The organism is Allofournierella massiliensis (assembly GCF_964241245.1).
In the GTDB taxonomy this organism is placed as follows: Bacteria; Bacillota; Clostridia; order Oscillospirales; family Ruminococcaceae; genus Allofournierella; species Allofournierella massiliensis.
Window position 1 is genome coordinate 19,421 of the sequence record NZ_CAXSWZ010000026.1, and the last position, 25,581, is coordinate 45,001.

Below are 25,581 nucleotides of genomic sequence, written 5' to 3' on the forward strand. Positions count from 1 at the left end.
ACATGATTACCTTTGTATGCTACGACAAATGCACCACCTGCCAGAAGGCGAAAAAGTGGCTGGACGAGCAGGGCGTTTCCTACACCGCCCGCCCCATCAAGGAAGAAAACCCCACCGCCGCCGAGCTGGCCGACTGGCAGGCGAAAAGCGGCCTTGCGGTGAAAAAGTTCGTGAACACCAGCGGCCTTTTATATAAGTCCATGGGCCTGAAGGACAAGCTGCCCGCCATGACCGACGGGGAGGTCTTTGACCTGCTGGCCACCGACGGCATGCTGGTCAAGCGGCCCATTCTCGTCACCGACAAGGGCGTATTCCCCGGCTTCAAGGCCGAGGAGTGGGCAAAGCTGCTGTGATATTTGATAAAGAAACAAAACAAAAACCGTGGAACCCGAAACGCCGGATTCCACGGTTTTTTTTATTGCCTGTGCTCCGCCGCCCGGCGGGCATGATAGTCCCGCAGCTGCCGGTCGTAGCGCCTGCCCCGGATGCGGCTGAAGCCCTCGTAGATCGCCGTGACCGCGCCCACCGCCAGCAGCAGGGCGGCAAAGCTTACAAGACCTGCCCGCAGCGAAAGGCCCAGAAAGGGCATCAGCCCCATCCAGAAAGGAAACAGGCAGCCGGTGAACAGCACAAGCCTTGCGGCGCACCGCCAGCGGGCCAGGCTGCGCCCGGCAAAAATCAGCCGATGCAGCGCACAGAGAAACACCGCGCAAAACAACAGATAACATTGCAGCCCCAGCCCGGTGCGGCGGGGAAGGGAAAACAGGCCGGTCAGCCCGTAATAGCCAAACAGCAGCACCAGATACACCGGTGCGAAAACCTGCCAGCGCAGCAGCGCCCGCAGGTAGGTCAGCGAGATTCGTCTGCTCCAATTGCCCATGGAAAAACCTCCTGTTCCGCCGCTCAAAGGCCGAGCCGCTGTTTAAAGGCGGGGGTATACTGGCGGGAAACAAACAGCCGCTCGCCGTTCTGCATGGTCAGCTCCAGCCGCCCGCCCATCTCCGGCCGCAGCGCTCGCACCCGGTCCAGGTTCACAAGGCAGGATTTGCCCGCCCGCAAAAAGCTGCCGCCGCTCAGCCGGTCCTCCAGCTCATACAGCCGCAGCGGGCTTTCCCAGACGGTTGTTTCCCCGTAAAGAAAGGCCAGCTTGTCCACCGTCTCGATGTAAAAAACGTCGGCAGGCTCCAGCAGCCAGGTCTGGCCGTCCCGCAGGCCGGTGAGCTTGTGGTCAAAGGCCCGCAGGCTGGCCAGCAGCCGGGCGGTGGAATCGTCCAGCGCTGGGCATTCCACCGTGACCACCGTCTCCTGCAGGGAAGGGTTGGTGCGCAGCTCGATCCGCATGAAGATTCCCCCTTTTTCGGCGTGTTGACCGGTTGGTCTCCGGTTTCAGTATAACCGGGAAAACAGCGGTTGGCCAGCGGTTTTTCCCCACCGGAAGAATTTGCTTCCCGACCTGCAAAAAAGCGGGCCGCACCGGCAAGGGTGCAGCCCGCTTTTTCAGATGGGGTTCAAATATTCACAGCAGCGCCAGCAGACGCTCCACCACAAATACGGTGACGCAGGCGCAGGCCGCCACTGTGACCAGGCCCCGCCCGGCGAAGCCCACCGCCACCGCAACCACCAGCGCGGCGAAGGCGCTGATCGGGCTTTCGGTGGCCGAGAGGATGGCCGGGAAGGTCATGGCGGCCAGGCAGGCGTAAGGCACATAGAACAGAAACGACCGCAGCCGCCGGTTTTGAATCTTCTTCTGCAGCAGCGTCAGCGGCAGCATGCGGATCAGGTAGGTGACCCCCGCCATCACCAAAAGATACCAGAATAAGCTCATGCGGTTTCCTCCTGTTTTTCAGCGGGTTCCTCATCGGCCAGATCCACCGGGAACAGCCATGCCCCCAGCGCGGCCGCCGCCAGCGTGCTCAAGATAATGGCAAAGCCGCTGGAAATGAATTTGAGCAGTGGCACCCATGCGATCACACAGCTCACGATCACCGCCGCCGCCACCACGATGCGCACGCTCTTCAGCTGGCGCATGGGCGGCACCACAATGGCCACAAACATGCTGTACAGCGCCACGCCCAGCGCACTGCGCACCGCCGCGTTGAGTAAGCCGCTGGCCACCGCGCCGCTCAACGTGCCGAACGTCCAGCCCAGAATGGGCAGGGTGGCAAGGCCGTACATGTAGGCCGGGGTCAGCGGCGAGGTGCGCCCCATGGCCACGGCAAAGATCTCGTCGGTGTTGGCAAAGGCGATGGTCATCCGCCGCCGGGTGGTGAACTGTGGCCCCAGCCGCTGGCTGAGCGAAAGGCTCATCAGCGCATAGCGCAGGTTGATCACCAGCTGGGTGAGGGCCAGCTCCACCAGCGAGCCGTGGGCCAGAATCACCGTGAGCCCGGCAAACTGCCCGGCGCTGGTCAGATTGGTCAGGCTGATCAGCCCGGCGGTCAGCGCCGAAAGCCCGCCCTTCACCGCCAGAATGCCGAAGGTAAAGCTCACCGAAAAATACCCGATGCCAATGGCGAGCCCGTCCGCAAGGCCCGCTTTGTATTCCCCTTTCATGGGGCGCTCCCCCTTTGAAAATAAAGTGCTGTATCACATTATACAAATAAAGCGAAGGGAAGTAAAGCGATTTTTCCAACCGGTGCCCCAGCCTTGCCCCCGGCGGGCAAATGCCCTATAATACAATCAGAAAAGACGAACCCGTTCATGGGGGCGATCTCGCATCATTTCAGGGGCAGGCACGCCGCCTGAGGTGTTTGCCGTAAAATGCGCGGTGTTGCCAAAAAGAAAAAAGAGGGGAATTTTGAAGTATGCAGTATAAAGCGATCGTTCTGGATGTGGACGGCACTCTGGTGGCCCACGGCGAGCCCAGCGCCCGGCCCGCGGTGGCGGCGGCGGTGAAGGCGGCCCAGAAAAAGGGCGTGAAGGTGGTCATTGCCAGCGGGCGCACCAGCTTTGCCATCGAGCCGCAGATTCTGGGCGGCATCAAGCCGGACTACATGATCTGCGCCAACGGCGCCCAGATTCTGGACGGGCAGGGAAGGCTTCTGTACAGTCAGGATCTGACCGCCGAGGAGATGTATGCGCTGGTGGACTTCTTCGAGGATTTCGACTATCCGCTGGCCTTCAATTTCGCGGATAACTACTACGTCTATGTGGAATACAAGGCAATGTGGGAGTTTTACAAAAAGGCCACCGGCCACGGCGAGTATGTGCTGGACGGCGAGGATCAGGATCGGCATCTGGAAAGCATGCCCTTCGGTGCCTTCGCCATCCTGCCGCCGGAGCAGGTGGAAAAATTCCAGGAGAAATACGGCTATCTGGGCCTGAAATTCGTGCCCTACCGCCCCGGCTACTACGATGTGATGCAGGCGGATGTGGACAAGGCCCGGGGCATGGAGCGCCTGATGGAGCTCACCGGCTGGACGGCCGAGGAGCTGGTGTTCATGGGCGACAACGAAAACGACATTGCCATGATGCAGCTGGCGGGCTGCTCGTATTGTATGGCGAACGGCTCGGAAAAGGCCAGGGCCGCCGCGAAGCACATCGCCCCCAGCGTGCAGGAAGAGGGCGTGCGGCAGGTGGTGGAGCAGCTGTTTTTGCAGTAAGGGGGAACTTTCATGAGCTTTGAACCGGTGTATGGCCCCGGCAGCCGGGCGCTGATTCTGGGCAGCTGGCCCAGCCCCAAAAGCTGGGAGCAGGGCTTTTACTACGGCCATCCCCGCAACCGGTTCTGGCCGCTGCTGGCAAGGCTGTGCGGCTGCGAAACGCCCGGCACGGTGGAGGAAAAATCCGCGCTGATTTTAACCCACGGCCTCGCCCTCTGGGACGTGCTGGAAAGCTGCACCATCGAGGGCGCGCAGGACGCCACCATCCGGGATCCGGTGCCGGTGGATCTGAAACGGGTACTAAATGCTTCGCCCATCGAGGCGGTGTTCTGCAACGGGGCGGCGGCGTATGAGCTGTACGGCCGGTTTTTGCAGCCGGTGAGCGGCATTGAGGCGGTGAAGCTGCCCAGCACCAGCCCGGCCAACGCGGCCTGGAACCCGGATAAGCTGGCCGAAGCCTGGGGAAAGGCGCTGGGGCCGTTTCTGGGGTGAAGATTCCGGCGAAAAATACTTTCTTTTACTAAAGAGGTTTAACACCCTGTTCATTGATTTTTCAGGGGCCGGTTGGTATGATAAAAGAAATAATGTAAACCGGGTAATTTTATGAAATTTGCCCGGCCCCAGGGAAGTTAGCGGTGTTTGCCGAGGAAACCCCGGTGCGCGGGGGATGCCGATTGGACTGAGCCGACGGTCGAGTCCGCCCAAAAGGCAGCTGGCGGTGTTTGCTGAGGAAAACCCGGTGCGCGGGGGATGCCGATTGGACTGAGCCGACGGCCGAGTCCGCTAAAAGGTGGAGGTAAATAGTATGAGCAAATGGATCGAGGTGCGCCGCAAGTCGGTGCTGCCCTGGTATTTCGCCGGGCTTGTCTGGCTGGTGGGTGCGCTGGCGCTGCCCATCTATCAGCTGTGGGCGCTGGTGGTGGTCGCGGTGCTGTCCGTGGTGGGCTTTGTCGCCGCCCGGCGGGTTTGCCCGGATGTGGTCACCCGCAAGGAGGTTCCCTTCATGACCGGCAAGGAGGACGCCGACCAGATGCTGGCCCTCATTGACCAGAAGCGCCGGGAGCTGCACGAACTGAACGTGCGCATCGAGGATGCGCCCTTGAGCGCCGCCATGGACCGGATGGAAAAAGCCTGCCTCGGCATTCTGAACGAGGTGGAGCAGCACCCGGAAAAGGCCGCGCAGGTGCGGCGCTTTGCCAATTACTATCTGCAGGACGCGGTGAAGATCCTCACCCTTTACGCCGAGCTGGAAGAAAAGGGCGTGCAGGGCGAGAACGCGGCCGGGGTGCGGGCAGAGGTTGCCCAGAACGCCCAGACCATCGCCACCGCCTTTGAAAATCAGCTGGACAGCCTGTTCGCAAGGGATGCGCTGGACATCAGCACCGATCTGGAAGTGCTGAACGGCATGCTGAAGGGCCAGGGCCTTGTGGACTGAACGGCAATTCCACACCATTCACGCCCAGAGGGCTCAGGCGGCGTATCGCCCCAAAATTTTCCGTGGGATTTTCCAAAAATGCTCGTCAAGCCACCAAGGCTTGCTTGCGCTTTTTGGTTCATCCCGCAAAAAATTTTCTGGTGCGCTCCACCACCTGGAATGGTGCGGCATTGCCATAAAAGAAAGGAAGCATAGAGATGGACGACAACAAAATGACCCCCGAACTGAATTTCGACAGCTTCGACGCCACTGCCATGCCCAGCCTCACGCTGGAGGTGGAGCAGCCCAAGGAGGAAGCGAGGCCCGAACCGGCCCCCGCGCTGGATCCGCTGGCCGAGGAAGCTGCAAAGCTCAGCCCCGAGGAGCAGAAGATGGTGGAGGACTTCGCCGCCAGGATCGACGTGACCAACAGCCAGATGGTGCTGCAGTACGGCGCGGCCACCCAGAAAAAGGTGGGCGATTTCAGCGAAGCCGCGCTGGATAAGGTGCGCACCAAGGATCTGGGCGAGGTGGGCGAAGCCCTGGCCAGCCTTGTGGGTGAGCTGAAAAACTTCGACGCCGAGGAAGAGGAGTCCAAGGGCATCTTCGGTTTCTTCAAGAAGGCGGGCAACAACATCGACCAGATGAAAACCAGGTACGCCAGGGCCGAAACCAACGTGGAGCGCATCGAAGCCATGCTGGAGGCCCATCAGGTGCAGCTGCTCAAGGACATCGCCCTGATGGACAAGATGTACCAGATGAACATGCTCTATTTCAAGGAGCTGACCATGTACATTCTGGCCGGCAAGAAAAAGCTGGCCCAGGTGCGCGAGACCGACCTGAAACAGGCCATGGACAAGGCAAAGGCCAGCGGCCTGCCCGAGGACGCACAGGCCGCCCGGGATCTGGCCGACATGTGCGACCGGTTCGAAAAAAAGCTGTATGACCTGCAGCTCACCCGCACCATCTCCATCCAGATGGGCCCCCAGATCCGTCTGCTCCAGAACAACGACACCATGATGGCGGAGAAGATCCAGACCAGCATCGTGAACACCATCCCCCTGTGGAAGAGCCAGATGGTGCTGGCGCTGGGCCTTGCCCATTCCCGGCAGGCCATCGACGCCCAGCGCGCCGTGAGCGACATGACCAACGAGCTGCTGAAAAAGAACGCCGCCGCCCTGAAGCAGGGCACCATCGACACGGCCAAGGAGTCCGAGCGGGGCATTGTGGACATCGAGACCCTGCAGCAGACCAACAAGAGCCTGATCGAAACGCTGGACGAGCTGGCCAAGATCCAGACCGAAGGCAAACAGAAGCGCGCCGCCGCCGAGCAGGAGCTGGGCCGCATTGAGGGCGAGCTGAAACAAAAGCTGATGGAGTTGCATTAACCGATGAAACAATTGGCAAAGCTGGAACAAAAGCTGCCCGCCGCCCTGAAAAAGGCCGGCGTGCCGCAGATCGCCGCGCTGGTGCTGCTGGCGGTGAGCGTGTTTGGCATCGGCGGGGCGAAGCTGGCCGGGTACTATTCGAGCACCATGGCGGGCTTTAACAGCGGCAAATACAGCATCACCGCCGATCTGGATCAGCGGGTGAGCGCCGCCGCCAACGTGGTGACGGTGGCGAAGAAGATCGCCGGGGTGGACCAGGCCCTGCTCACCGCCGCCGAGGATGCGGTGAACGCGCTGGGCGAGCCCCTTGGCCCGGCGGATACCTGCGCGGCCAACGAAACGCTGGACGCGGCGGTGGAGGCGCTGTACGACGCGGCCCTGCCGCTGGCGGACGACACCCAGAAGGATCTGCTCAGCGAGCAGCATTCCGAGTTCATGAGCCGGGGCACCATTCTTCGCAACAGCTCTTATAACGAGCAGGCCGAGCAGTTCAACAAAGATCGAAACGCATTCCCCGCCAGCCTGATCGGCGCGCTGTGGGGGGTAGACGAAGCGGAGTATTTTGCATGAAACAGGCAATCAAACGGCGGCTGACCGGCCTTGTGCTGTCGGCCATTGTGCTGGCTGCGCTGGCCCTTCCGGCCTTCGCAGCCGACATTCCCGCCGCACCCAGCGGCCACGCGGTGCTGGATCAGGCGGGGGTGCTCAGCGAGGAGACCATCAACACGGTGGACGGCTACAACAACGCCCTTTCCTCCACCGGAGCCCAGATCGGCGTGCTCACGGTGGATTTCACCGGAAATTTGAGCATCGACGATTACGCCCTGCAGGTGTTCAACGAATGGGGCATCGGCGATAAAAAAAAGGAAAACGGCGTGCTGTTTCTGCTGGTGACCGGCGATCAGAACTATTACTGCACGCTGGGCACCGGTCTTGAAGGCGAGATCACCTACAGCCGGCTGAAAAGCCTTTTGAACGACTACGCCGAGCCCGCCTTTGCAAAGGGCGATTACGACGCCTGCGTGACCGAGTTCACCGGCGCTGTTTACAGCGAGCTGTGCAGCCTGTACGGCATCACCCCGGGCGAGGGCCAGCCCCAGCCAAGGCCGGTGGAGCAGAGCAGCAGCTCGGATGGAACGCTGCTGATCCTGCTGGCGGCGGCGGTGCTGATCATTGTGGTGATCAGCATGGGCAGCCGCGGCGGCGGTGGAGGCCCGGGCGGCGGTGGAGGCCGCGGCCGTGACGTGGTGTTCTGGCCCCTGTTTTTGGGCGGCTGGGGCAGGCCACGGCATTATCACCGGCCCCCGCCGGGCGGCTTTGGGCCCGGTGGGTTCGGCCCCGGCGGGTTTGGCGGAGGTTTTGGCGGCGGTGGTTTCGGCGGCTTCGGTGGCGGCGGCTTTGGCGGCTTCGATGGCGGCGGCTCCCGCGGCGGCGGCGCGGGCCGCGGCTGATGGCCGGAGCCATTCCCTAAAACAAATCAACAGAAAAAACGCTCGTGCTTTGGCGAAAACGCCGGGGCACGGGCGCTTTTTTTGCGCCCGGCGGGCAGGGGAAAGGGAAGTTTTGGATTTCTGGTTGACAGCTGTCTACCTGTCTGCTATGCTAAAGGTAGACAAGAGACTACCTTTTTGAGGGGAGGAAGAAACATGAACGTGGAACTGTCTGCCGGGGAGTGGAAGCTGATGAATCAGCTGTGGCAAAACGCCCCCCGCACCATCACCCAGCTGGTGGCCGATCTGGCCGACGAGACCGGCTGGTCCAAGCACACCGTGATCACCATGCTCAACCGGCTGGAGGCCAAGGGCGCGGTACGCCACGAGGAGGGCGGCCGGGCCAAGGAGTACTATCCGGCGGTGGAAAAGGCCGGGGTTGCCCTGCGGGAGACCGAGAGCCTGCTGGATCGCATCTACGGCGGCAGCCTGGGCCTGCTGGTCAACGCCTTTGTGGAGCAGAAGGGCATCAGCGAAACCGAGCGCGCCCAGCTGCTGAAGATTCTGGAAAAGGCCCCCGGCGAAAAAGGAGAGTGATCGCATGATCGAACTGCTCATCACATCCAGTCTGCTGATTCTGGCGGTGCTGGCGGCGCGGGCGCTGCTGGCGGGGCGGATCAGCCGCCGGATGCAGTACGCCCTGTGGGGCCTTGTGCTGCTGCGGCTGCTGCTGCCGGTCAGCCTGCCCCAGAGCCGGGCCAGCGTGATGAACGCCCTGCCGGACACGGCGCAGGTCAGCCTTGCCCGCCCGGGAGAATTTTCCGGCGAAACCCTGCCCGCCCCGGCGGATACCGAAGTTCAAACCGGCACCGCCCCGGAAACCGACCTTGCCCAGACCGCAACCGGCGGGATGCAGGCGGGAATTTCCGGCGGCGTTGCAGATATTTCCGGCAGCGAACCGCACCCGGAATGGTCTTTGAATCCGGCGGCGCTGCTGCCGCTCGTCTGGGCGGCGGGCGCTGTGCTCACCGGCGGGGCGCTGCTGTGGGCGAATCTTCGCTTTTCGCTGCGGCTGCGGCGGGAGAGATGCCAGCTGGATCTGGAACCCGAAATCACCGGCGGTCTGCCGGTGTACCTCTGCCACGAGCTGGCCAGCCCCTGCCTGCACGGGCTGCTTCATCCCGCCATCTATCTGAACCCGGCGGCGCTGGAAAGCCCCGAGCGGCTGGAGTTCGTGCTGGCCCACGAGAAAACCCATTACCGCCACAGGGACCACATCTGGGGCGCTTTGCGCTGCGTGCTGCTGGCGGTGTACTGGTTCGACCCGCTGGTCTGGTGGGCGGCGGCAGCCTCCAGGCGGGACTGCGAGCTTGCCTGTGACGAGGCGGTCACCGCCGCCATGGAAGAAGCCCGGGGGCGGGATTACGGCCGCTGCCTTGTGGAGCTGATCCCGAACCGGGCGCGGGGTACGGCCCTGCTTGCCGCCACCTCCATGAGCGGCAGCGCCGGGGCCATGCAGCGGCGGTTAAAGGCCATTGTCACCGCCAAAAAGCCCCGCCGGGCCGCCATCGCCCTCACGCTGGCGGGGGCGGTGCTGCTCACCGCCTGCACCTTCACCGGAGCGAAGGGCATTACCAGCGCCCGGGACTATCTGGCCGAGGGCGAAACCGAGTGGAAGCTCTGCGCCCTGGGCGACGAGAGCCGGATGCAGGAGCTTCTGGTGGCGCGGGCCCCCGCCCCGGAGGGCGAACCCCTTGCCGAGGGCGAGGAGTATGTGAAGGTTTATTACTGGGACAGCGCCGCCGAACCCGAAGCGGATGCCCTGCGATTTGCCGGTAAGGTGCAAAACGGCTCGCTGGAGGTGAAGTGGTCGGCGGAGGAGCCCGGTTCGGACGATGTTGTGCCGCTGGAGGAGTACCGGGGCAACGAGGATCCGGCCCAGGTGCAGGAGCTCATTGTTACGCTGCTGCAGCCGGATGGCACCCAGCTGGAGTTCACTCTGTTTCAGCAGTGGGCGATGCTTCAGATGGATTATCCGCCCCTGTCCGAGTGGCCGGAACTGGTGTGGGAGCTGATGGACCTGAACACCGAGCTGGCGAACAGCATCCATCCGGAGGGCGACGCCATCCGCTTTACGATTCCGGCAGGGCTGAAGGATCGGCCGGAGCACTGGCGGCTGGCTCTGGTCTGGACGCCCACCGGCGAAATCGAAAGAACCGAGATCACCGAGGGCGTACCGGAACCGTTTGCCAGCGGCGAATGGGAGCCGGGGCAGGAATACGCCATCCCGCTGGACGCCCTGCCCACCGGCAACGAGGGAACCGCCATGCTGCAGCTGCTGATCGAGGAGAAGGATGTGGCGCCGCTGCCAATCATCCTCCTGAACGATTACCAGCGCCTGACCGCGCCGCTTTTCTCCGCCCAGAGTGAGGAGGAAAACCCCACCGGCGACGCGCTGGTGGAGTATCAGGCGGCGATGACCGCCTTTTCCGAGACCGTTCAGTGGAACCCGGATACCCGGGACTTCACCTTCACCATACCCGAAACCGCCGCCCCCGGCGAATGGAAGCTGGAGCTGAGCCAGCGGAATCCGGAGCGGGGCAGCTGGGTCACCTGTTCCGCCCTGCTGCCGGACGCTGAACCCCAGCCGGGCGAGACGGTCACCCTGAAGGGCGAGAACCTGCCGGAGGGCGGTCACTACCGGCTGAACGCAACCAATACCCTGTGGAACACCACCCTGTCGGTGGAATTTGAGTAAAGAAAGAGGGGAACAGGATGGAACTTCTCATCACCTCCAGTCTGCTGATTCTGGCCGTGCTGGCGGCGCGGGCGCTGCTGGCCGGGCGGATCAGCCGCCGGATGCAGTACGCCCTGTGGGGCCTTGTGCTGCTGCGGCTGCTGCTGCCGGTCAGCCTGCCCCAGAGCCGGGCCAGCGTGCTGAACGCCCTGCCGGACACCGTGCAGGTCAGCCTTGCCCGACCGGAAGAATTTTCCGGCGAAACGCTGCCCGTCCCGGTGGATACCGAGGCTCAAACGGGCACCGCCCCGGAAACCGACCTTGCCCAGACCGCCACCGGCGGCACGCAGGCGGGGCTTTCCGGCGGCATTGCAGATACTTCCGGCAGTGAACCGCACCCGGAATGGTCTTTGAACCCGGCGGCGCTGCTGCCCGTAATCTGGGCGGCGGGCGCTGTGCTCACCGGCGGGGCCCTGCTGTGGGCAAATCTCCGCTTTTCGCTGCGGCTGCGGAAATCTCGATCCCGGTGCCAGCTGGATCTTGCCCCGGAACAAACCGGCGGTCTGCCGGTGTACCTCTGCCACGAGCTGGCCAGCCCCTGCCTGCACGGGCTGATTCATCCCGCCATCTATCTGAACCCGGCGGCGCTGGAAAACCGTGAGCGGCTGGACTTTGTGCTGGCCCACGAGAAAACCCATTACCGCCACAGGGACCACATCTGGGGCGCATTGCGCTGCGTGCTTCTGGCGGTGTACTGGTTCGACCCACTGGTCTGGTGGGCGGCGGCAGCCTCCAGGCGGGACTGCGAGCTTGCCTGCGACGAAGCGGTCACCGCCGCCATGGAAGAAGCCCGGCGGCGGGATTATGGCCGCTGCCTTGTGGAGCTGATTCCCCGGCGGGTGCCGGGTACGGCTCTGCTTGCCGCCACCTCCATGAGCGGCAGCGCCGGGGCCATGCAGCGGCGGTTAAAGGCCATCGTCACCGCCAAAAAGCCCCGCCGGGCCGCCATCGCCCTCACACTGGCGGGTGCGGTGCTGCTCACCGCCTGCACCTTCACCGGGGCCATGGGAAAAACCATCGCCAGCGCGGATGATCTGATCGGCGAGGGCGAAACCGTGCGCCAGCGCCTGATCTGGCAGACCGGGGACGCGAATCGGGAACTGATTCTCGCCCAGGCGGACAGCGCCCCCGACGGTCAGGTTCTGACCGAAACGGAGGGCTGGTTCCGGCTCTATTACTGGGACAGCACCCGGGACAACACCGCCGAGAGCACCCTGTATTACGAGGGGCGGCTGCTGCGGCGGGATCCGCTGAGCGCCACGGCCGTGACCGAAACCGGCAGCAGCCGGTATGAAAACGGCGTGCTGGACGAGGCCACCAGACAGGTGGAGCTGAACCTGCTGTTCCCGGACGGCCGGATGCAGCGGTATACCTGGACCGAATCCGGGCTGGAAGCGGGCGAGCTGGTGGATCTGTATGCGGACACCGCCCAGACCGGGGAATACGATGTTCAGCGGCAGGCCGTGGAGCAGCTGGTGTACAACATGCGGCTGGATGAAAACGGCCTGACCTTCCTTGTGCCCCCGGCAGAGGGGCTTTCCGGCGCGGACTGGCGCATCTATCTGTGGGAAAACGGCGGCGACGCCCCGGTGGAAACGGGCCTGCCCGAGGTGTTCACCACCCAGAGCTGGCAGGCGGGGGAAAGCTATACCATCCCGCTGGAGCTGCTCACCGGCGCGCCCATGGATCTGGAGGTGCAGCTGGCCGCCACCGCCGGGGCCGACCCGGCGCAGGGCGTTACCTACCGGGTGCAGGATCTGTTTGCGCTGTACACCGGCCTGTACGAAAGCGGCGGCATCGGCTTTTCGCTGGGCGGCAGGGTGGGCACACAGGAGGCAACGCGCACCGAAACCGAACGCTGGCAGCAGCTGGAGCAGCTGTGGCGCAGCGGCCGCTGGCAGCAGGAGGGCTTTGCCTTCACCATTCCCGAGGGCCTGACCAGCGAACAGGTGGAGCTGCACGTCTACGGCCAGAAGCAGACAGGCGCGACAGCGGCCATATCCACCGTGACCGACCCCACCGGAACCTGGGCGCGGGTGTATCTGCTGGATGGCAGCGGAACCACCATCACAGGGGAGGGCGTGTCCGACGCGCTGGTGAACCAGAGCTGGCAGCCCGGCGACACCCTGACCCTGAGCGCCAACGCCACGGCATCCTACACCCGGCTGGTGCTGCATGTGCGGGAAAAGGCCACCGGGCAGGAAAGCTATCTTCGCCTGCCGGACCCGCCCGCCGACCGGCAGCCCGCCAAAACCGATGGCGAACCGGTCGATTCCCGAAAATACAGCTATGAAGAGATGGTGGTGGAGCCGCAGGCGTCTGTGGAGTTCACCAAGCGGCTGGACGAGCTGGCCGATGGCATTCAGTACGAGGGCGGCGACGCGCCCCTCACCGTGACCATCCCCGAAACCGCCGAACCCGGCGAGTGGGAGCTGCGCCTTGTGCGCTACAACGAGAGCCGGGGCAGCTGGAGCAGCCTTTCCGCCGGTTTGCCGGACGCCTTTGTGAGTCAGGGCTGGCAGCCCGGCCAGCAGGAGACGGTGGACCGCACCGTGATGAGCCAGCAGGGCAGCTACCGGCTGGAGGTGCGCAACACCCTGCTGAACGCCTCGGCCCAGATTCTGCTGCCGCCCGCCTCAGCCTCCGCCACCGACGCAGAGGCCGACCAGCAGGCGCTGGTGGCCGCGACGGAAAAACTGGTCGAAAGCCTGCTGGCAAGCGAGACCCGGCTGGAACAGGAGATTCAGACCGGCATCAGCCAGGTGGAACAGGCCGCAACCGAGCAGGAGCGGCAGGCCCGGGAACAGGCGCTGGAGCAGCTGCGCCAGCAGCTGAGCAGCATACAGCAGGAGCGGCAGAACCGGGAACAGGTGCTGGAGCAGCTGCGCCAGCAGCTGAGCGACATGCAGCAAAACGGCAGCACCGGTCAGCCCGCCCCCACCACCACCCCGATGCCCGCACAGGCCGATGCGGCGGATGCGGCCGAACGCCAGTATGAGGACTGGGTGGCCAGTCAGTCAACGTACCGCCCCACGCCCACCCCCATGCCGATCGACTCTCTGGGCGGCGAGGGTTACCCGGAGGGCCGGGTGCGCTCCCGGGGCACGCTGGAGCTGGACGGCCGCACCCAGGAGCTGGTGGCGTTGCAGATTCAGCCCCCCGAGGGCGTGACCCTGGCCGAGGACGAAGCGGGCATCACCGTCAGCTGAGGGGAAATCCACCGGCCTTGAGCGAAACAAAAGCGAAGCGTGTTCCCCGCCTCCTAATAAGAAAACATGAGCAAGTCCAGTAAAATCAATGTTTTCAGAGGCAAGGAACACGATGTGAAGTCAAAAATTTAATACTGGCAGGACAAAGGGTGCTGATATGAAATGTCAGCACCCTTTTCCTGTCCCAAACGCCATAGGTAACACAAACCTGTGGCGTTTTTTTATGCCCTGCTGGGGGCACCCAAAACTGTATGAAAACGGGTGGGAAATCCCCTGTTTTTTCGCCTGTGGGCGGCGCAAACGAAGCCGCCCATATTCTTTCCCTCATGGGAGGCCGGACGGTGATACAGGGGCGCAAAACCACCGAAACGAACACTTTTCAAAACCGAAGGAAGGAGGTATCCAACATGGCGGTATTCCGCATTGAGAAAACCCGCGACTACACGGTGATGTCCAACCACCACCTGCGGGACAAGTCGCTCTCGCTGAAAGCGAAGGGCCTTCTCTCCCTCATGCTCTCCTTGCCGGAGGAATGGGACTATACCACCAAGGGGCTGGCTCGGATCTGCAAAGATGGCGTTGACAGCATCTGCGCCGGGGTGCGGGAGCTGGAGGAACACGGCTATGTGATCCGCCAGCGGGTCCGCAACGCAAACGGTCAGCTCGGCGCCATCGAGTACACGATTCTGGAGCAGCCCAGACCGCCGGAACCTAAACCGGGAAAACCTGAACGGGATAATCCAGTCTTGGATAATCCTGAACAGGCTTTACCTGTCTTGGCAGAACCTGAACAGGAAAACCCCGCACAATTAAATACTAAAGAATCAAGTAAAGATAAATCAAAAAAAGATTTATCAAGTACGGAAGGATCAAATCCTATCCTATCAAGCCCCCAAACCCCCAGGGGCTCGGATAGGGCCGGACGGGATTGGATGCGGGAGCGAGAGAGCTATCGGGAATTGATTTTGGAGAACATCGAGTATGACATCCTCGTACAGAATGAGCGCCTGGACCGTGACCGTCTGGATGAACTGGTGGAGCTCATGGTGGACACGGTCTGCTCCCACCGAGAGATGATCCGCATTGCCGGAGACGACTATCCGGCGGAGGTGGTCAAATCCCGGTTCCTGAAGCTGAACAGTTCCCATATCGAGTATGTGCTGGACCGTATGCGGGAGAACACCACCTATGTCCGTAACATCAAGAAATATCTGCTGGCTGCCCTGTATAACGCTCCGGCCACTATTGACAGCTACTACACTTCCCTGGTGAGCCACGATATGTACGGCAGCGGAGAACGGAGGTGATGTGAGTGCAGGAAGAAATCACGCAGCGGACGGTATCCCTCTCGGTGGAGGCCGGCAAGATGACGGCGGACCTGCTCCAAAAGGCCCTGAAGAAGGTGCTGGAGGAGATGCAGAAAAAGCCCTCCCAGCGCACCCTCCGCCAGGGAAAACAGACCCTTCACCAGCTCAAACAGCATGGGGCTTCCCTGACCAACATTGAGATCACGGAGCAGAACATCAAGGCGTTTTCGGCGGTGGCGAAGAAGTACGACATCGACTATGCCCTGAAGAAGGACCCCCACACCGAGCCCCCGCACTACTATGTGTTTTTCAAGGCGAAGGACAAGGACCAGCTCCAACCGGCTTTCAAGGAGTTCACCGCCATGACCCTGGACCGGGAGAAGCGCCCCACCATCCGGGAGCGGCTGGCCCAGGCCCAGGAACAGACCAAGACCAAGCACCGGGAACGGGAGAAGGTCAAGGCCAAGGACCGGGAGGTGGCGCGATGACCGACAAGGTGAAAAAGCTGGTGCTGCTCAACCTCCCGTATCTTATCTTCGTGTATCTCTTTGACAAGCTCTGTCAGGGGGTGCGGCTGGCGCCTGGGGCGGACGCCTCGGAGAAGCTGCTCCACATCGGGCAGGGCTTTTCGGCGGCCTTTGACAGTCTGGCGCCCAGCTTCCATCTGGTAGACCTGTGTGTGGGCGCCGCCGGCGCGGTGCTGATCCGGCTGGTGGTCTACTCCAAGGGCAAGAACGCGAAGAAATATCGCCGGGGTATCGAGTACGGGAGCGCCCGCTGGGGCACCCCGGCCGACATTGCTCCTTACATGGACAAGGACTTTTCCCAAAACGTCCTGCTCACCCAGACGGAGCGGATCACCATGTCGAGCCGCCCCAAGGAGCCCAAGTACGCAAGAAATAAAAATATCCTGGTCTGCGGCGGTTCCGGCTCAGGCAAAACAAGGTTCTTTGTCAAGCCCAACCTGCTCCAGTGCCATTCCTCCTATGTGGTTACGGACCCCAAGGGCACCATCCTGAACGAGGTGGGCGCCCTGCTGGACCGCAAGGGATACCGCATTAAAAGCCTGAACCTCATCAACTTCAAAAAGTCCATGCGGTACAACCCTCTGGCGTACATCCGCAGCGAGAAGGATATTTTGAAGCTGGTGAATGCCCTGATCCTCAATACCAAGGGCGAGGGTGAAAAGAGTTCCGAGGATTTTTGGGTGAAGGCCGAGCGCCTGTACTACTCCGCCCTCATCGGGTACATCTGGTACGAGGCGGAGCCGGAGGAGCGCAACTTCATCACCCTGCTGGACCTCATCAACGCCAGCGAGGCGCGGGAGGATGACGAGGAGTTTCAGTCCCCCGTGGATCTGCTGTTCGCTAAGCTGGAGAAGGAGCACCCGGACCACTTCGCCGTGAAGCAATACCGCAAATTCAAAATGGCGGCGGGCAAAACTTTGAAGTCAATCCTGATTTCCTGCGGCGCCCGCTTGGCGCCCTTTGACATCGCGGAGCTGCGGGACCTCATGGCGGAGGACGAGCTGGAGCTGGATACCCTGGGCGACCGGAAATCGGCGCTGTTTGTCATCCTCTCGGATACGGACAGCACTTTTAATTTCGTGGCGGCGCTCATGTACTCCCAGCTTTTCAACCTCCTGTGCGACAAGGCGGACGACTTCTACGGCGGCCGCCTGCCGGTCCATGTGCGGTGCCTGCTGGACGAGTTTGCGAATATTGGGCAAATTCCAAACTTCGAGAAATTGATTGCTACCATCCGAAGCCGTGAAATATCGGCTTCTATTATTTTGCAGAGCCAAAGCCAGTTAAAGACCATCTACAAGGACGCGGCGGATACCATCGTGGGTAACTGCGACAGCACCTTGTTTTTGGGAGGCAAGGAGAAATCGACCCTGAAAGAAATTTCGGAGCTGCTGGGCAAGGAGACCATCGACAGCTTCAATCAATCCGAGAACCGGGGCAGCCAGGTTTCTCACGGCCTCACTTATCAGAAATTGGGAAAGGATATGCCATACTTGTTGATGAAGAGTTCAGCTGCCTTGAATTTGACATGAACAGGGACACGATCAGCTGGATTCGGAGAAAAATCGAATACAGGAGGTCGCTTATGGAACACTTACCGAAGAAAACCTGTCAAAACGGCATCAGCTATACGCTGGTCGGTGACTATTACATCCCAGACTTACAGCTGCCGGAGGAAAGCCGCCCCATTGGGATTTGGGGGCGGATGCACAAAGACTATTTGGAGCAGTACCATCCAGCCCACTATAATGATCTGATTTTGTCTGGAAAACTCTGGACATATCTGAGCGATTTGAACGAGCAGGCACAGAACCGGCTGGATTGTATCATTGCCCAGATGAAAGAAACGGAAAAAATCACTGAGGAATTGAAAGCTCAAGATCAGATGGCATGGGTCAGGGCAATGAACAGCATCCGCAACCGAGCGGAGGAAATTGTCCGCCACGAACTAATCTATGATGCAAAAGAGGTGCTGTGAGATGGTGTTAGATGACTTATATTGTGGTAATATCTACCCCGCAGAACAGGTAGTTCCTCATGAAAAAGAATACCGCAAGCTACATAGGCACACTGGAGAGCTGCTTACCGAGTTAGAGGAAAAGCTCTCTAAAGAGCAGATGGAGCTGGTCAACCTGTTTCACACTCATGTGATTGATGTTCATTGTATGGAGTTAGAAGCACACTTTCAGTACGGATTTTCTTTGGGATTGATGCTGATGAAAGAGGTCTATGAGCTTCTTGAAAATAACAAAGAGAACAGTTAGGCTTATTCTTTGCTTATCATATAGAGTAAACCTAAAATTTAAAAGCGGCACAGTTTTACTCTTTGAATAAAGCAACCTGTGCCGCTTTTTTATTTTTGTAGGGAAAATAGATGAACTTTATCGTCTCTAATTTATAGCCCTCTATTAACTGATTTTGCTACAGTGTAGTTAATGCTTGATGAAATGATATTTATGTTGTCTTAGTGCAAAAGCTTGCTCCCCACCTTCAAGAATCTCGCAGATATGTTCCTGTATTCCCTTGCTGTTAAGAATTCCAGCTGCAATTTTTCCATCATCCATAACAGGCGAATTATCTTCGATTGCGCCGCCACGATATTCAAAGCGAAATTTTTTATTGGGGGCATTTTTTCCACATTGATTCGCAACTATGACTAACTCGGCATCACCACCAAGAACGATATTGGCATTATGTGTAACAGTAATTATTTGTCGATCCACTTTTTTCTCTTTGATAAAATGTATCAACTCATCAAAAATCGATCTGTTATCTAGATCATCCTCTGGTTGGTCTATAAGAATAGGACACGTACTTTCGGCAAGGCTGATAAGAAGTCTGAGCAGAACTAGCGCCTTTTTACCTGGTGACATATCTTGTATATTGTCATTATCCATTCTGACAACATAGTCTATGTTATACCAATCAGTTAAAATTTCCCGGAGAGCTGATTCTGCAGTGTATCCACTTTTAAGCTGTAGAGATTCTTTGGAATTCTCTAGGATTGCCTCGACAAAGGCCATAATATGCTCCGGAGATAATAAATCCTCTGTTATGGCACGAAGATTAAATTGGGTAAATCTATTTATCGACCTATTATCTACTATTTCTGTAATTTTTCGTGAAAATTGATCTATGCGGAAAACCTTTCTTACAGAAAACTCCAGTTCATCTGTAGACGAAACAAAACCATCATTAACGCTGCAAGCATAGTCAAGATATATTTGACTGAACTCCAAAAATATTTTCCCCAATGCTCTTAAATATGAGATGTATTGTTCTTGTACAACCTGGAGTTGGGCTGTATATGCAGAAATCTTAGCCAATCTTTCTTTCGCACTTACAATGGAAGCAGAGATTTTGCCGATTCTCTCATTGCCCTCCATTTTGGGTTGTAATTTTGCAACGATTTCCTCATGTGCTTTTATAGCTTCTTCGACTCGCTTTTGATCATCATCAGCTTGTTTCAAAATCTCGGCCCTCTTAGAAAGCCATGCTTCATCAGCAAGTTTTTTAACATCGTCAGCAACTTTCAAAAGGCTCTCGCTATAGATTGAAAATTGGTGGCTGGTAAAAGTTTTAACTTCAACAAGCGTTGATATTTCTTTGATGTGTGTAATTTCTTTAGATATAGCAGCAAGTCTTGCCTTTAGGGATTCTATGCTTTCTACTGAGTCTTGATATTGTTTAATCTCTTCCTCAGTAACATCGTATGTTTGGCTTAGCTGCTCCAATTGGACATTTAGCTTTTGAATCTCCGAATCAACAGAATCTTTATCACCGATTGCTTTGCATTGTTCATTAAGTTCGGTTCTGTCTGCTACAATTTTCAAGAAGTCTACGATTGTTTTTGCCACTTCTTGTTTCTTTTCAGCAATTTTTCTTGCCATCAGCTTATATGCTTCAGAACATTTTTCATCTTGCAAGACAATCTCTTGAATTATAGCATCAATCTCTGTTGTTTCTTGTTCTTCATCACTAAGCCTATTCAGGTATGTCTGCGGGATGTAAACAATTTTTCTTTGCTTGTCTTTATCATCGCTACAAACACCATCACGCCAATAGACTTTTAGCTCCGGAACGAGCCTAACATTTGTGGCAGCTGTTTCCTCTTTTGCTCTCACTTGCCCTGCATCTATTGCCGTTGCTATATTGTGCAAAAGCAATGATTTTCCGGTAGATTTCCCACCTATAATACAGGTAAGCTTATCACTAAAATATACTGGCTCTGGAGAAAAGTTCTCATTTCCAGTTATCTCCACTCGATCGATTACATAATAATCTGGCTTTTCGTCAGGAATTGTACTACTGATTCGCACACGTTCTTTCGGCTCATAAAGGACTTGCTTTAATCCCTCAAAGGTCGGATCAGCCTTCACCCAACAAAAACGATCTGCATCAGGAGAAAAAACTTTCTCATTGCCATGGGCATCGCATCCATGAATACACGGCATTAAAGAGCCGCATTTCTCTTTTACCATGTCTGGGGCATCTGGACCTTCTCCAAGAAAATACGCAATGTCTTTAGGATTAGCCGAAAATATCATATCTGAAAGCTGGTAGATTGCTCTACGTGTAGCCTCTAATTGAGAAGTTTTTCCATAAAAGTAATCACTATGTGCGCGAAGGCCAGACGCACCATCATTACTACTATTTGAGACAACAATGATTGTTTTCTTTCGTAGTTGAGGATTATTCTTAAATATATTGGATAATGTTTCAAAGGAAATGACATATTGTGATAACCCTACAGAAAATGCTTCTTCTTCCGAAAGAGAAGGAGAACCTTGAAAATCACGACCTAAGCGGATTAATTCAGATCTTGTTGCGCTGTACTGATTCTGGTTATACTCAAACCTCAAATTCGAAAAGAAACGACTCTCTAACTCTCCAGCTATACTTGGATCAAATAGGCAATGGATATTTATAGGTGAATCCGCCGCAATAGGTTTCATTCTTAACTCAACATTAGGAAAAACAAGTTTCACACTATCAGGGAGTCTTTGATCCTTGCAGACTTTCAGATAATTATCTATTGAAAGATAGTCTGTAACTGCAATGGCACAGATCGAATGCAGCGGATCACTACCATCACCAATATAATTGCTGATAGAAGAATAGAAATTATCCCACTTTTCATCAGGTGTTTTCCCTGAATACCGATCTTCTTTTTGGGTAAATGGGGTATGTAAATGCAATTCCCATCTTCGCCATTCAGAACCTCTATTCATGTTGCCCTCCGAATGTTAATTACCTGAATTGAACTCAACAAGTTTCTCCCAGTTAATGCTACCATCCTCGAAGCAGAACTCCTGGGTAAACTCTCGGACGAGCCGGTTTGCGGCCTTCTGGTAAGATGCGTCGAATTCTTCCACATACTTCTCAGGCAGCTTGTCCATGAAGCGGATCAGCTTTATGTAGAACTCTTCATCGCCGGTCAGTTCTGTCCAGAAATCTTTGCCCGCCAGTTCCATATAGAATTTTGGCAGTCCACGATTGGACACTTTTTTCTTCCCATAACCATAACCAACAATCGGGACAAAGCGTTTCTTCGCCTGCTGTGCCAACTTGCTGGCTGCCATAAAGTTCTGTTCCTGCTTCTTACGGCTATCAGCATTGAAAACGCTTGTACCAGATTTTACTGCGATAGCATAGATAGTGTTATCCCGTTCCACCATAATGTCCACGCCTTCGGCCAATGCTTTCTGACCCTGGGCGGCAGCGGTGGCTATCGGCTCAAAGAATACATTGCCGAAGATCGTTTCTTCCGACGAGGACACAAAAGCAGCAAGAATTGCATCAATAATCTGAGCCGCCCCATTCATAGCCTTGGCTCGGAACAGATACGGATTTTTACGTTTCATGACAGTTTTTACATTTAGGCTGTCTACTTTTTTAATCAAGTTCGTATAGAAGTTATCCAACGCAGTAGCAATCGCTTCCACGATGGCAGCTTCGTCGTAACTATTATTTATTGGCATAGCAGCTTCCTCCTAATTCGATAGCTTGTTTCAACTTTTGATGGATGTCAGTTCCTCTAAACCGCTTTGTCCGGATTTCAGCAGACTGATCTGCAACAGAAAGCACAGCTTTTCCTAACGCTGTTGCCAGTCCTACCGGAACGGCATTACCAATTTGTCGGTATTTCGCAACACTTGTCCCCATGAATTTCCAATCATCAGGGAACTGCTGGATACGGGCATACTCTTGTATGCTAAGAGGGCGATCTTGGGTTGGATGGCACATCATTGTTGCCTTCTGAACAGGAGATGTTACTAATGTAGGCGATGGCTGGCTATAGGACAGCCGCCGATAAAAGCCTACTTTTCCACCTCCTGATCCATAAGCACCGCCCATTGCCTCCATTCTTACAGCTTCCGGAAGGTCACGCCAATTCCCGCCCTCCGGGACAAGGCGGAGATATGCAAGACGGTCTTTGCTGAACGCAGCACATTCTCCGCAGTCATGCTCTAAATCTTTAATGGTATCCTGGAGCGTACGCCAGCGATAAGCAGGATCTTGGTGCATTTGAAAATGGGTGGGGAATGGCAGAAAAATATCTTCGCTATCTCTGCTTCCAATCAAAACAAGCCGTTCACGGAATTGAGGAACGCCATAATTTACAGCATCCAGAACCCCATACACAGTTTTATAGCCGAGCTTGTTGAATTCAGAGAGGATAACATCCAGAACCGTGCCCAAGTGTTGTTCAGGATCATTTTTGTCACGCTCTGCAAGAGGAGTGTGCTTTAACGGGGCAGATATAATCCCTTTTACATTTTCCATGATGAAAAACCGGGGACGGATATAATCAATCATTCGGATAAAATCCATGAACAAGCTTCCCCGAGGATCATTGATTCCTAGCCTCTTTCCGGCAGTGGAAAACGGCTGGCAGGGTGGTCCGCCACAAATGAGGAAAGGTTCTCCTTGTGCAAGCCCAACTTGTTCGAGCAAATCTGCGGCATCAATTTCTCTGATATCTCCGCCCAATACCTTGTGGCCATTTGCCCGCATTGTAGCTACGCAGGCAGGGTCAAAGTCTTGTCCAATCACGATGTTCAGCCCCGCCTTTGCAAGGCCGATATCCAATCCCATCGCTCCGGAAAAAAGGGAAATCACATCCCGGTTTGAGGCGTTATTTTTGTAATGCAGAAAATCCATGTATGTCCTCCTAATTAAATCTTTTCGCCATCTGGAAGGACAAAATGGCGCTCAAAAGAACACCCCACCGTTTCCGCCAGATATTCTAAGTCAGAGACTGTGAAACTTTCCCGTTTCATTTTTGAATTGAAATTTTGTGGTGTAGTCCCCATTCGCCTTGCAAGTTCCGCAACGCTGATATTGGAGCGCACACATAGCACTTTAATCTGTTCTGATATCGTCATAAGGGTACTCCTTGTGATTATAAACTTATAAATTGAAGATATAAAAATATTATTTTATATATTCAACACGGTCCCTCGCATCCTCTATCATACCATCAAACTGCATCATCTGCAACTCGAAAATCAAATTTTCGACAGCTTCTACACATTCATTTGTGTGCTTTTGTATCTATTCCCCCAAATAAGGTGTCTATTTGGATGCATTGTTTAGGAGTCATTACATCGCTCATTAAAACTTTCTCGTATTACCCCTTTCTATTTACGCTTTTTCTTTTTCGTCCCACGGCGTGTCTGTGGCCGGGCTTTCCCCCTCATGTTGTTGGGATTCTTCAGCAGCTTAGATAGACTCAGTATCCGCATAAACGCCGAGAAATCCTCGGACGCAATCTTGTCAAAGGGAATCTGCATCTGGTCGCAGAACTCATGAATTACCCGTTCCTCATTGCTGCCAAGCTGCATGGCATGGTCAAATTTTTCTTTGACCTCCGTGAAAGTCGGCTGTGGATCGGCGGTAGTGCGGTCGGTAACATGGGCCTGACGAATATCCTGAACGATGCTGTCCAGATCATCATGAATTGTGTGGCTGAAAAAATCGCTCTCCTGCACCTGGCCCAGCTCCAGCGTGCGGACATAAAGGTCGTTCTCCCCCGGCGCATGGCTGCGGATCACTTCCTGCCGGGTGGCCTCCAGCACCAGATTCATCTGGGCAATCCGCATATCGGCAATCCGGTCAACGAAAATCTCAATATCCGTCATCAGCCGCTGGAAATTCTCATGTGTGGCAATCTCACACAGCAGCCGGTTGTTGATTTTTCCACTGCTCAATAATGTAACCATATCATCACTCAAATGCAGGGCCTGAAGCTCTGTGTTTGGGTGATTTTTATTTTCCGACAACCCCATCAGGTAATCGGTAGATACCCCATAAAATTCCGCCAGCGTAGCGATGGCAAAGGGGCTGATGTCCTTATAATCGTCGCTCTCATATTTGCTGAGAGCAGATTTGGAAAGCCCTGTCTGCTCGGCCAGCTGCTCCAGGGTTAGGTGCTTATCCACCACCCGCAAGTCTTTTAATCGTTCCGGGATAGACAGCTTTGTGTGCATCCAAAGTCCCCCTCTCATCAGGAAAATCCTTCCGTTTATGACCATTATACCATGATTCCATAAGCGTGGAAATATGCCGGTTTCAAGCCGTTTTCCATCGTTTTGGACATACGGGAGGGGGTCTGTTTTTTCGGTAAAATGAGTTTTGTCAGGAGACACAGAACCTTGAAAATTGAATGACCGGTCTGCGTGGGATATGCTCCCTGGGGATGTAGCGCCAAGACTTCCGGCATCTGGCCGGAACGAGCGTACCAACGGGAACAATACGCTGCTGTGAGATTCAGCAGAGGAACGACACCAGAATAGCCCGGCAACTAACACAAATGAATTTTAGGAGGTTGATTTTATGAAATTGAGTATCCGAGAAAAGAAAGTGCTGTACGACTTTGCCTGTCCCAATCACCACAACACGGTGACACGGCTGAAATGGCTGACCGCCCTGACTGTTGACCCGCAGGCCAAGCACCGGATGCTGGAGTTGGCCCGGAAGATGGAAACGGAGATGGCAGAAAGCTGGTACACCGGCTTTTATCATCAGCTCCGTGCTGAGATGGACGAGTATTACTGTGCCAAGCGCCGCCTGCGTTTGGTAAAGGAAAACACCGAGTATGAGGAGGATCTGTATGACGAAGCTGTCTAAGTATGAGAAAGAAACCATCATCAACTGGAACGAAGCGGAGGACACCGCCAGCATCTATACCTTCAACGCCGATTTGAAGCGCAGGCTGGCCGAGTTCAGCCGCAAGTATCCCCAGCTGTGCCGGTTGGAGCATAGCACCACTGAGGGCAGCGTGACCTATGTGATGGACAAGTCCCGACTGTCCATCCGTCTGGTGCCGCCGTACAGTGAGGAGCGGTTGGCGGCTGCCAGAGAATACGCCAAACAGCACGGATTTCAGGTCTTGCAAACGGACAAGAAGAGCGCCTGAAACCGGGTCAATTCACAGGAAAATGGCGGGTCTGCACCCGGTATTTTGCGGTGAATTGGTAATGGGATACCCCTGCATCCCCCTGCCGGGAAATGCGACAAAAGGAGCATTCAGAGCCGGAGGAGCTGACAGAAACCGCACAAGTGTTGGAAGTCAGCTTCTCCGGGCAGGAGTACAGAGGGCGGCAAGCCCTTTGTGCTGGGTACAGGGGCGCAGCGCCCTGTTGGGGTCAAGGGGCAAGGCCCATTGGCGGGTTGAGGGCAGCCAGCCCCATCGGGTCAAGGGTGAAACGCCTTGCCCAGGGAGAGTTGATGCCTTGCGTCAATTCGTACTGGGTATTACCTGACGCAGAAATCCGCAGGTTTGGCGGCTTCGCCGCTACTCCCCTTCTGGAAAAATCAACGGAGAATGCCTGCAAACAAAAAGTCAAGCAAAAATTGAGCGAAATTTGTAGATGTAGGGAGGGAGAAAAACAGCAGCACAAAA

Annotated in this window: 26 protein-coding genes and 1 pseudogene; 17 read left to right on the forward strand and 10 right to left on the reverse strand. The window is 56.4% G+C overall.

Going from position 1 to position 25,581, the window contains the following annotated elements; all coding sequences use genetic code 11:
- The first annotated feature begins 2 nt into the window (after window positions 1-2).
- The gene (locus tag ACESYO_RS12680; protein ID WP_058962707.1) at window positions 3-353 is read left to right on the forward strand and encodes an arsenate reductase family protein; all 351 of its coding nucleotides are present in this window, start codon (window positions 3-5) and stop codon (window positions 351-353) included.
- Window positions 354-415: 62 nt separating this feature from the next.
- Here the strand turns inward: ACESYO_RS12680 and ACESYO_RS12685 are convergent, their stop codons facing one another.
- The 4 genes from ACESYO_RS12685 to ACESYO_RS12700 form a co-directional block, all read right to left on the reverse strand.
- Window positions 416-880 (reverse strand): hypothetical protein, encoded by a 465-nt coding sequence (locus tag ACESYO_RS12685; protein ID WP_373210289.1) that lies wholly within the window; start codon window positions 878-880, stop codon window positions 416-418.
- A 23-nt stretch (window positions 881-903) separates the two neighbouring features.
- A complete protein-coding gene (locus ACESYO_RS12690; RefSeq protein ID WP_373210288.1) occupies window positions 904-1,341 on the reverse strand; it encodes a LytTR family DNA-binding domain-containing protein in 438 nt (145 codons plus the stop codon).
- A 175-nt stretch (window positions 1,342-1,516) separates the two neighbouring features.
- Window positions 1,517-1,825: an AzlD domain-containing protein gene (locus ACESYO_RS12695; RefSeq protein WP_058962706.1), complete on the reverse strand. Its 309-nt coding sequence runs from the start codon at window positions 1,823-1,825 to the stop codon at window positions 1,517-1,519.
- On the reverse strand, window positions 1,822-2,553 hold the full coding sequence (locus tag ACESYO_RS12700) for an AzlC family ABC transporter permease (RefSeq protein ID WP_058962705.1): 732 nt from the start codon (window positions 2,551-2,553) through the stop codon (window positions 1,822-1,824). Before ACESYO_RS12700 ends, ACESYO_RS12695 begins: the two co-directional genes overlap by 4 nt.
- Before the next feature lie 251 nt (window positions 2,554-2,804).
- Here ACESYO_RS12700 and ACESYO_RS12705 point away from each other — a divergent pair, with 251 nt between their 5' ends.
- From ACESYO_RS12705 to ACESYO_RS12770, 14 genes and pseudogenes are all read left to right on the forward strand, one after another.
- A complete protein-coding gene (locus ACESYO_RS12705; RefSeq protein WP_346671924.1) occupies window positions 2,805-3,602 on the forward strand; it encodes an HAD family hydrolase in 798 nt (265 codons plus the stop codon).
- A gap of 12 nt (window positions 3,603-3,614) precedes the next feature.
- Window positions 3,615-4,094: a DNA-deoxyinosine glycosylase gene (locus ACESYO_RS12710; protein WP_058962703.1), complete on the forward strand. Its 480-nt coding sequence runs from the start codon at window positions 3,615-3,617 to the stop codon at window positions 4,092-4,094.
- A 313-nt stretch (window positions 4,095-4,407) separates the two neighbouring features.
- The gene (locus tag ACESYO_RS12715) at window positions 4,408-5,037 is read left to right on the forward strand and encodes a 5-bromo-4-chloroindolyl phosphate hydrolysis family protein (protein ID WP_058962702.1); all 630 of its coding nucleotides are present in this window, start codon (window positions 4,408-4,410) and stop codon (window positions 5,035-5,037) included.
- A 197-nt stretch (window positions 5,038-5,234) separates the two neighbouring features.
- Window positions 5,235-6,404 carry a toxic anion resistance protein gene (locus ACESYO_RS12720; protein ID WP_373210285.1) on the forward strand — a complete coding sequence of 390 codons (1,170 nt, stop codon included), beginning with the start codon at window positions 5,235-5,237 and terminating at the stop codon, window positions 6,402-6,404.
- Between the two features lie 3 nt (window positions 6,405-6,407).
- Window positions 6,408-6,974 (forward strand): LemA family protein, encoded by a 567-nt coding sequence (locus ACESYO_RS12725; protein ID WP_058962700.1) that lies wholly within the window; start codon window positions 6,408-6,410, stop codon window positions 6,972-6,974.
- Window positions 6,971-7,855, forward strand: coding sequence for a TPM domain-containing protein (locus ACESYO_RS12730; RefSeq protein WP_132587404.1), 885 nt, complete (start codon window positions 6,971-6,973; stop codon window positions 7,853-7,855). The genes ACESYO_RS12725 and ACESYO_RS12730 overlap by 4 nt, the downstream gene beginning before the upstream one ends.
- Before the next feature lie 195 nt (window positions 7,856-8,050).
- Entirely contained in the window at window positions 8,051-8,431 is a 381-nt protein-coding gene (locus ACESYO_RS12735; RefSeq protein WP_373210284.1) for a BlaI/MecI/CopY family transcriptional regulator, read from the forward strand.
- Between the two features lie 4 nt (window positions 8,432-8,435).
- Window positions 8,436-10,592, forward strand: a complete 2,157-nt coding sequence (locus ACESYO_RS12740; protein WP_132587403.1) for a M56 family metallopeptidase — start codon at window positions 8,436-8,438, stop codon at window positions 10,590-10,592.
- Window positions 10,593-10,609: 17 nt separating this feature from the next.
- Window positions 10,610-13,840 (forward strand): M56 family metallopeptidase, encoded by a 3,231-nt coding sequence (locus tag ACESYO_RS12745; RefSeq protein WP_373210282.1) that lies wholly within the window; start codon window positions 10,610-10,612, stop codon window positions 13,838-13,840.
- A 407-nt stretch (window positions 13,841-14,247) separates the two neighbouring features.
- Window positions 14,248-15,147 carry a DUF6017 domain-containing protein gene (locus ACESYO_RS12750; RefSeq protein ID WP_201309590.1) on the forward strand — a complete coding sequence of 300 codons (900 nt, stop codon included), beginning with the start codon at window positions 14,248-14,250 and terminating at the stop codon, window positions 15,145-15,147.
- 5 nt (window positions 15,148-15,152) lie between these two features.
- Complete coding sequence (locus tag ACESYO_RS12755; RefSeq protein ID WP_279201680.1) at window positions 15,153-15,635, forward strand: PcfB family protein; 483 nt, start codon at window positions 15,153-15,155, stop codon at window positions 15,633-15,635.
- Window positions 15,632-17,161, forward strand: a pseudogene (locus ACESYO_RS12760) (VirD4-like conjugal transfer protein, CD1115 family); the annotation flags it as partial. The gene ACESYO_RS12755 and the pseudogene ACESYO_RS12760, both read left to right, overlap by 4 nt.
- 98 nt (window positions 17,162-17,259) lie before the next feature.
- Window positions 17,260-17,652 carry a TnpV protein gene (locus ACESYO_RS12765; RefSeq protein WP_373210280.1) on the forward strand — a complete coding sequence of 131 codons (393 nt, stop codon included), beginning with the start codon at window positions 17,260-17,262 and terminating at the stop codon, window positions 17,650-17,652.
- A gap of 1 nt (window position 17,653) precedes the next feature.
- The gene (locus ACESYO_RS12770; RefSeq protein ID WP_373210279.1) at window positions 17,654-17,938 is read left to right on the forward strand and encodes a DUF6809 family protein; all 285 of its coding nucleotides are present in this window, start codon (window positions 17,654-17,656) and stop codon (window positions 17,936-17,938) included.
- A 168-nt stretch (window positions 17,939-18,106) separates the two neighbouring features.
- Here the strand turns inward: ACESYO_RS12770 and ACESYO_RS12775 are convergent, their stop codons facing one another.
- The 5 genes from ACESYO_RS12775 to ACESYO_RS12795 form a co-directional block, all read right to left on the reverse strand.
- A complete protein-coding gene (locus ACESYO_RS12775) occupies window positions 18,107-20,905 on the reverse strand; it encodes a TrlF family AAA-like ATPase (RefSeq protein WP_373210277.1) in 2,799 nt (932 codons plus the stop codon).
- Window positions 20,906-20,920: 15 nt separating this feature from the next.
- Complete coding sequence (locus ACESYO_RS12780; RefSeq protein WP_373210275.1) at window positions 20,921-21,655, reverse strand: PmeII family type II restriction endonuclease; 735 nt, start codon at window positions 21,653-21,655, stop codon at window positions 20,921-20,923.
- Window positions 21,642-22,838 (reverse strand): DNA cytosine methyltransferase, encoded by a 1,197-nt coding sequence (locus ACESYO_RS12785; protein ID WP_373210273.1) that lies wholly within the window; start codon window positions 22,836-22,838, stop codon window positions 21,642-21,644. The genes ACESYO_RS12780 and ACESYO_RS12785 overlap by 14 nt, the downstream gene beginning before the upstream one ends.
- Before the next feature lie 14 nt (window positions 22,839-22,852).
- Entirely contained in the window at window positions 22,853-23,062 is a 210-nt protein-coding gene (locus ACESYO_RS12790) for a helix-turn-helix domain-containing protein (RefSeq protein WP_082382894.1), read from the reverse strand.
- 255 nt (window positions 23,063-23,317) lie between these two features.
- Window positions 23,318-24,166, reverse strand: a complete 849-nt coding sequence (locus ACESYO_RS12795; protein WP_373210272.1) for a helix-turn-helix domain-containing protein — start codon at window positions 24,164-24,166, stop codon at window positions 23,318-23,320.
- Window positions 24,167-24,512: 346 nt separating this feature from the next.
- Between ACESYO_RS12795 and ACESYO_RS12800 the strand changes: the two genes are divergently transcribed.
- Window positions 24,513-24,806 (forward strand): hypothetical protein, encoded by a 294-nt coding sequence (locus ACESYO_RS12800; protein WP_373210270.1) that lies wholly within the window; start codon window positions 24,513-24,515, stop codon window positions 24,804-24,806.
- Window positions 24,790-25,095, forward strand: coding sequence for a molecular chaperone (locus ACESYO_RS12805; protein ID WP_373210269.1), 306 nt, complete (start codon window positions 24,790-24,792; stop codon window positions 25,093-25,095). The genes ACESYO_RS12800 and ACESYO_RS12805 overlap by 17 nt, the downstream gene beginning before the upstream one ends.
- 229 nt (window positions 25,096-25,324) lie before the next feature.
- Here the strand turns inward: ACESYO_RS12805 and ACESYO_RS12810 are convergent.
- Window positions 25,325-25,581, reverse strand: a 257-nt coding sequence (locus tag ACESYO_RS12810) for a hypothetical protein (RefSeq protein WP_373210267.1), incomplete at its 5' end; no start/stop codon positions are given.

Excerpts from the sequence above, each read along its gene's own strand:
- ACESYO_RS12735 (WP_373210284.1), top strand. The coding sequence starts at position 8,051 with ATGAACGTGGAACTGTCTGCCGGGGAGTGGAAGCTGATGAATCAGCTG.
- ACESYO_RS12720 (WP_373210285.1), top strand. The coding sequence starts at position 5,235 with ATGGACGACAACAAAATGACCCCCGAACTGAATTTCGACAGCTTCGAC.
- ACESYO_RS12785 (WP_373210273.1), bottom strand. The coding sequence starts at position 22,838 with ATGGATTTTCTGCATTACAAAAATAACGCCTCAAACCGGGATGTGATT.
- ACESYO_RS12705 (WP_346671924.1), top strand. The coding sequence starts at position 2,805 with ATGCAGTATAAAGCGATCGTTCTGGATGTGGACGGCACTCTGGTGGCC.
- ACESYO_RS12795 (WP_373210272.1), bottom strand. The coding sequence starts at position 24,166 with ATGCACACAAAGCTGTCTATCCCGGAACGATTAAAAGACTTGCGGGTG.
- ACESYO_RS12680 (WP_058962707.1), top strand. The coding sequence starts at position 3 with ATGATTACCTTTGTATGCTACGACAAATGCACCACCTGCCAGAAGGCG.
- ACESYO_RS12685 (WP_373210289.1), bottom strand. The coding sequence starts at position 880 with ATGGGCAATTGGAGCAGACGAATCTCGCTGACCTACCTGCGGGCGCTG.
- ACESYO_RS12790 (WP_082382894.1), bottom strand. The coding sequence starts at position 23,062 with ATGACGATATCAGAACAGATTAAAGTGCTATGTGTGCGCTCCAATATC.
- ACESYO_RS12715 (WP_058962702.1), top strand. The coding sequence starts at position 4,408 with ATGAGCAAATGGATCGAGGTGCGCCGCAAGTCGGTGCTGCCCTGGTAT.
- ACESYO_RS12780 (WP_373210275.1), bottom strand. The coding sequence starts at position 21,655 with ATGCCAATAAATAATAGTTACGACGAAGCTGCCATCGTGGAAGCGATT.
- ACESYO_RS12690 (WP_373210288.1), bottom strand. The coding sequence starts at position 1,341 with ATGCGGATCGAGCTGCGCACCAACCCTTCCCTGCAGGAGACGGTGGTC.
- ACESYO_RS12730 (WP_132587404.1), top strand. The coding sequence starts at position 6,971 with ATGAAACAGGCAATCAAACGGCGGCTGACCGGCCTTGTGCTGTCGGCC.
- ACESYO_RS12805 (WP_373210269.1), top strand. The coding sequence starts at position 24,790 with ATGACGAAGCTGTCTAAGTATGAGAAAGAAACCATCATCAACTGGAAC.
- ACESYO_RS12710 (WP_058962703.1), top strand. The coding sequence starts at position 3,615 with ATGAGCTTTGAACCGGTGTATGGCCCCGGCAGCCGGGCGCTGATTCTG.
- ACESYO_RS12770 (WP_373210279.1), top strand. The coding sequence starts at position 17,654 with ATGGTGTTAGATGACTTATATTGTGGTAATATCTACCCCGCAGAACAG.
- ACESYO_RS12740 (WP_132587403.1), top strand. The coding sequence starts at position 8,436 with ATGATCGAACTGCTCATCACATCCAGTCTGCTGATTCTGGCGGTGCTG.
- ACESYO_RS12695 (WP_058962706.1), bottom strand. The coding sequence starts at position 1,825 with ATGAGCTTATTCTGGTATCTTTTGGTGATGGCGGGGGTCACCTACCTG.
- ACESYO_RS12800 (WP_373210270.1), top strand. The coding sequence starts at position 24,513 with ATGAAATTGAGTATCCGAGAAAAGAAAGTGCTGTACGACTTTGCCTGT.
- ACESYO_RS12745 (WP_373210282.1), top strand. The coding sequence starts at position 10,610 with ATGGAACTTCTCATCACCTCCAGTCTGCTGATTCTGGCCGTGCTGGCG.
- ACESYO_RS12750 (WP_201309590.1), top strand. The coding sequence starts at position 14,248 with ATGGCGGTATTCCGCATTGAGAAAACCCGCGACTACACGGTGATGTCC.
- ACESYO_RS12765 (WP_373210280.1), top strand. The coding sequence starts at position 17,260 with ATGGAACACTTACCGAAGAAAACCTGTCAAAACGGCATCAGCTATACG.
- ACESYO_RS12775 (WP_373210277.1), bottom strand. The coding sequence starts at position 20,905 with ATGAATAGAGGTTCTGAATGGCGAAGATGGGAATTGCATTTACATACC.
- ACESYO_RS12725 (WP_058962700.1), top strand. The coding sequence starts at position 6,408 with ATGAAACAATTGGCAAAGCTGGAACAAAAGCTGCCCGCCGCCCTGAAA.
- ACESYO_RS12700 (WP_058962705.1), bottom strand. The coding sequence starts at position 2,553 with ATGAAAGGGGAATACAAAGCGGGCCTTGCGGACGGGCTCGCCATTGGC.